At 66.9% G+C, this 4,545-nt stretch carries 5 protein-coding genes and 1 pseudogene; all 6 read right to left on the reverse strand.

What is annotated here, in order from left to right; translation table 11 throughout:
* The coding region (locus tag VLR48_RS02845; RefSeq protein ID WP_325290329.1) for a class I SAM-dependent methyltransferase at positions 1–434 on the reverse strand (434 nt) is incomplete at its 3' end.
* A complete protein-coding gene (locus VLR48_RS02850; RefSeq protein ID WP_325290330.1) occupies positions 427–1,491 on the reverse strand; it encodes a glycosyltransferase family 4 protein in 1,065 nt (354 codons plus the stop codon). The genes VLR48_RS02850 and VLR48_RS02845, both read right to left, overlap by 8 nt.
* Positions 1,488–1,904 carry a 6-carboxytetrahydropterin synthase gene (locus tag VLR48_RS02855; RefSeq protein ID WP_325290331.1) on the reverse strand — a complete coding sequence of 139 codons (417 nt, stop codon included), beginning with the start codon at positions 1,902–1,904 and terminating at the stop codon, positions 1,488–1,490. The genes VLR48_RS02850 and VLR48_RS02855 overlap by 4 nt, the downstream gene beginning before the upstream one ends.
* 137 nt (positions 1,905–2,041) lie before the next feature.
* Positions 2,042–3,034 (reverse strand): zinc-dependent alcohol dehydrogenase, encoded by a 993-nt coding sequence (locus VLR48_RS02860; protein WP_414718569.1) that lies wholly within the window; start codon positions 3,032–3,034, stop codon positions 2,042–2,044.
* A 22-nt stretch (positions 3,035–3,056) separates the two neighbouring features.
* The gene (locus VLR48_RS02865) at positions 3,057–3,791 is read right to left on the reverse strand and encodes an FkbM family methyltransferase (RefSeq protein ID WP_325290333.1); all 735 of its coding nucleotides are present in this window, start codon (positions 3,789–3,791) and stop codon (positions 3,057–3,059) included.
* 25 nt (positions 3,792–3,816) lie between these two features.
* Positions 3,817–4,545 (reverse strand): annotated as a pseudogene (locus tag VLR48_RS02870) (glucans biosynthesis glucosyltransferase MdoH); the annotation flags it as partial.

Here is a 4,545-nt window from a genome sequence, read left to right on the forward strand (position 1 = left end):
TCGAGCAGCGCCGAGGCCGTGACCAACCCGATGCCTTCGATCGGAAGCTCGGCCAGGTCGCGCGCGAGGTCGAAGCGACGGGTCGCCAGCGTGCAGGTCAGATGAGGCGTACAGGCCGGATCAGGCTCGGCCCCCGTGACCCGCTGATCCGACGCGTCCCAATCAAACCCCGATTCCTGCGCCCAGGCTTGGGTCTCGCCCGCCACTCGATCCAAGAGGTCGGCGTCCGCATCCAGACAAAGCCATGCCTGCTCGCCGCCCAAGGCCGGCGCCAGCGCACGCAGGTTGGAGCCGGTCCCGCACCCCAGGTCCAGGACACGAAGCATCTGCCCTTTCGGAAGATGCGGACGCAATAAGAGCGGAAGATCGGCGGCTCGCGCACGGATGTCCACCGGTGCTCGCAGTCGCAACCAGTGGGCGTCGAAATCACCCATCGTGCACTCCTTCCAAGACGCGGCCGAACTCGGCGCTTGCAGCATCCCAATCGCGCAGGCGAGCGCGCGCAGACCGCGCACCCGCGGCCAGACTGCGCCGCAGCCCCGGGTCGTCCAGCACCCGCGCCAAGGCGGCCTCGAGCGCCGCAGGGTCGTCGGGCTCAACCAAGAGCCCCGCATCCGCAGGCACCAGGTTCGGGATCGGCCCGGTTCTGGTGCTGACGATCGGCAGACCGCGGGCCAATGCCTCGGTCAGGACCATGCCGTAACCCTCGAAGCGGGTCGGCAGGACGAACAGGTCCGCCCGATGATAAAACGCCTCGAGCCGAGGCTCGTCGACGGTACCCGTAAAATTCACCCGCTCGGACAGCCCCAAGTGTTCCGAGAGACGCCGCAAGGCGAGGCTCGTGCGCGTACAACGCGTCAGGCTGCCGACACAGTCCAGGCGCCAGGGTAGGTCGAGCAGGGATGCGAGTGCGCGCAAGAGGACGTCGTGACCCTTGCGCGGTGTCGGGGCGGCCACGCAGAGCAGGTTCAGGACGGATTCCTCCGAGCCTGCCGCGAGCGGCGCCGGATCGGTGCCGGGCTCGACGACGCGAATCCGCTCCTTCGGAACCCCGTAGTCCCGGACCAGGACATCCCTGGTGGCGTCGCTGGTCACCACCACCCGACGGGCGGCCACCAAGGCCCGTGATTCGCTCATGCGCAGTGCTTCGGCCCGCGCGGCAACCATACCCGTCTCCAGGGCGAGTGGGTGATGGACGAGCGCGATCAAGCACAAGCGGTGCTGGTGGAGAGCGGCAACATCCCCGAGCAGTCCGAAGGCCAGTCCGTCGATGACCACCGTGTCGCCGTCCGGAATGGTTGCGAGGCGCCGGTCGGCGCCCGCCAAAGCTTCCTCGGTCGGCTCGGGAAAGCTGTCGTCGAGACGCTCGGCCTGCACTCGCCAACCCGAGCCGATCAAACCGTCGATGATCCGGCGATCGTAGCGATAACCGCCGGTCGGCGTAGTCAGGTTACCCGGGATCAGGAACCAGATGCGCCCGGCGTGTTTCATGCGTGCTGTCGCTGCGGCAGGTCGGAGGCGTAGGCCGCCCAGGCAATGTGTGACTCGCTCAACTGCACGCGCAGGGCCGTGATCGCGCGTGCTCCCTCGCCGAGCGCACCCGCGCTCAACTGCTCGGCCATGCGATCGAAGACGACACGCGCGAGAAATTCGGTCGAGGTGTTGCGGCCCTGAAACGCCGGCTCCTCATCCAGATTCCGATAATCCAGATCGGCCAAGATCGCACGCAGTGTCTGGCTGGCGAGCCCGATGTCCACCACCAGCCCATCCGCATCCAGCTCCGGACGACGAAACTCCACATCCACCACATAGGTCGCCCCGTGCAGCCGCTGTGCCGGTCCGAAGACCTCCCCTCGAAAGCTATGCGCGATCATGATGTGGTCGCGAACGCAGACGCTGTACATGGTGTCTCCTAATCCCGGTTTCTGTACACGCCGCAAGAATAAACGAAACGGCGGCCTTCGGCGCATTGATCCGCAGGCGGGACAGCCGCGAGAACCTCACCATGTTCGGATTCGAGCTCGAAACCCTCGGTGCTTGATCATGGATAGCGGATGCGATGCATCAGGGCATCGCCCGGGTTCTCGGCCAGGCGCGTCTGTGCGGCGGGCAGATCATCGAAGCCGTCCTCGCCGCTGATCAAGACATCCAGCGCCGGATCGACGAGCAGTGCAAGCGCAAGGCGGAGTCGCCGACGATAGTCCCAGCGTGCACGCTGTGCCGTCGCGACCTGGCCGACCTGAGAGGAGCGCAGGGTGAGACGGCGCCGGTGGAAGGCCGCGCCGAGCGGCAGGGTGACAAACTTGGTGCCGTACCAGCTCAGCTCCAGGACGGTCGCCTCGAAGCCCGCCAGCGCAAGCGCCTGCTCCAAGCCTGCCGAGGAACCGCTGGCATGGATGACGAGGTCGGCGTCGCCGCCCGCATCCTCGGGCAAAGCAAAGTCGACCCCGAGCCGCTCGGCGATCTCGGCGCGGCGCGGATTGATGTCGATCAGCTCGACCCGGCAACCCGGGATACGCGCGGCCAACCAAGCGCAGAGCACGCCGACCGAGCCGGCACCGATGACAGCGATTCGATCGCCGATCCGGGGTGCGGCATCCCAGAGACCGTTGACGGCGGTCTCGAGATTCGCCGCCAAGACCGCACGCCCCGGCGGGACCGCATCGGGAATCCGATGCAGGGCCTCGATCGGGACGCAATAGGCGCTCTGATGCGGATAGAGACAGAAGACCGACTGCCCGATCCAATCCAACGGACCGGCCTCCACGCGGCCGACGTTGCAGTAGCCGTACTTGACCGGCCAGGGAAAATCGCCGGCCTGAAAGGGTGCGCGCATCCCGGTGAACTCGCTCGGCGGGACCTCGCCGCGCAACACGAGTGCCTCGGTCCCGCGGCTGATACCCGTGTAGAGGGTCCGCACCCGCGCCTCGCCGGGACCGGGCGGCGCAAGCGGCTCGTCGCGCAGCTCACCCTGCAGGGGGCCGGTGACCCAGTAAGCCCGGGCAGACATCGGAGCGTCGCGCTCCGACGGCATCGGGGACGACCGGCTTGCGTTCCTAATCGACTCGCCGGGCATAGATGTCTCCCGAGTTTGCGGTGTGCGGCAACGCATCGAGCCAACGGCCGATCGCGGCGGCATCGACCCAGACGTCATGGACAAAGACATAGGACTCGCCGAGAACGGCGTTGAATCGCCCATAGCCCAGTCTCGAACACTCGGCCAAGGCGCTGCGTGCGACGTCCTTCTGGATCGTCGTGAATTCGAACGACAAGGTATCGACCGGCCTGGTCAGTCCGCCGAGGACCTCGGCCTCGTAACCCTCGACATCGATCTTGATGAAGCGCGGCACACCATGGCGCTCGATCAGATCGTCCAAGCGCGTGCAGGCGACCTCGACCGCACCGTCCCAACGCTGACCTTCCCAGCCAGGAGCCTCGCGGGCGGCCGAGATGAAGCCGGTCGAGAGCGTACTCACCGTCGGGTTGGAGCGATTCAGGCGCAGATCCGCCGGACCGGACTCGCGTCCGACCGCCGTCGCCTCGATCAGCACCGCCGGATCTCGCCCGTAGAGCAAGCGCAGTGTGCGCACCAATACCGGCTGCGGCTCCACAGCCAGCACACGGGCGCCGATCCTCCGAAAGCAGCCAATGCGATCGCCGACATGACTGCCGATGTCGAATGCCAGATCGCCCGGGGCGAGAAAGGCGCGATAGAAGGCGTCCATACGCGACCGACGCCCGTGCAGATAGTAGATCTTCAAGGATCGCAATACGCCGAGGGCGGCCCGCATGGCATCTCCGCGGGCGTTGCCGCGATCAGTCGACACCGATCGAATCCGCCGCCACCTGATCCGAGGCCGGAACAGACGCGCGCTTTCGCCCGACCACGGGCAGCCCGAGGGATTGAATCAAGGCAGGCGGATCAACCTCCTCCGGAATCCGCCAGAGACCGACCCGGGCCAGCCAGGCGCCGAGCGCAGGCCAAGCGGTCAACACGGCGATCGGCACGGCAAGCAAGGCGCCGAAGATGAAGGGCGACAGAAAGACCGCCCCGGCGGCGTCGGTCGAGATCAGCCAGAGCAACGCCGCGAGACCGAAGACTGTCTGAGGCCAGAGTCGTCGTAGGGCCTGCGTGACCTTCAGTCGATGGGTGTCGCGACGCTGCGGTGACCAGACGATCGCCTTGCCGAACAGCAGCCCACCCATGAAGAGCGAGTGCGCCAAGGCCATGATGGGCGCGAGCAGGGTCGAGAAGAGGACCTCGCCGAAGGCTCCGGCCAGCAGACGCGGACCGCCGCCGAAGTCGTCGCGCCCCTGTCGGGACAGGAGCAGGCTGCCGAGGGTCGCAAGCTTCGGCGCGAAGACCATCGTCATGATCAGCGCGAAAAGCGACCAGCCGAGGGCCGGATCGAACATGGGTCCGGACTCGGGCACGCGTCCGATCTGCAAGGCCGCAAGCGTCATGAAGAGGACCCAGGCCGGCGAGCCGATAAACATGAGGATTGCCAGGACCAGCTGGACCCGCCCGATCGGGTGTAGCCCCGG

Source organism: Thiocapsa sp. (genome assembly GCF_035467215.1).
In the GTDB taxonomy this organism is placed as follows: domain Bacteria; phylum Pseudomonadota; class Gammaproteobacteria; order Chromatiales; family Chromatiaceae; genus Thiocapsa.

Excerpts from the sequence above, each read along its gene's own strand:
- VLR48_RS02850 (WP_325290330.1), bottom strand. The coding sequence starts at position 1,491 with ATGAAACACGCCGGGCGCATCTGGTTCCTGATCCCGGGTAACCTGACT.
- VLR48_RS02855 (WP_325290331.1), bottom strand. The coding sequence starts at position 1,904 with ATGTACAGCGTCTGCGTTCGCGACCACATCATGATCGCGCATAGCTTT.
- VLR48_RS02860 (WP_414718569.1), bottom strand. The coding sequence starts at position 3,034 with ATGCCGTCGGAGCGCGACGCTCCGATGTCTGCCCGGGCTTACTGGGTC.
- VLR48_RS02865 (WP_325290333.1), bottom strand. The coding sequence starts at position 3,791 with ATGCGGGCCGCCCTCGGCGTATTGCGATCCTTGAAGATCTACTATCTG.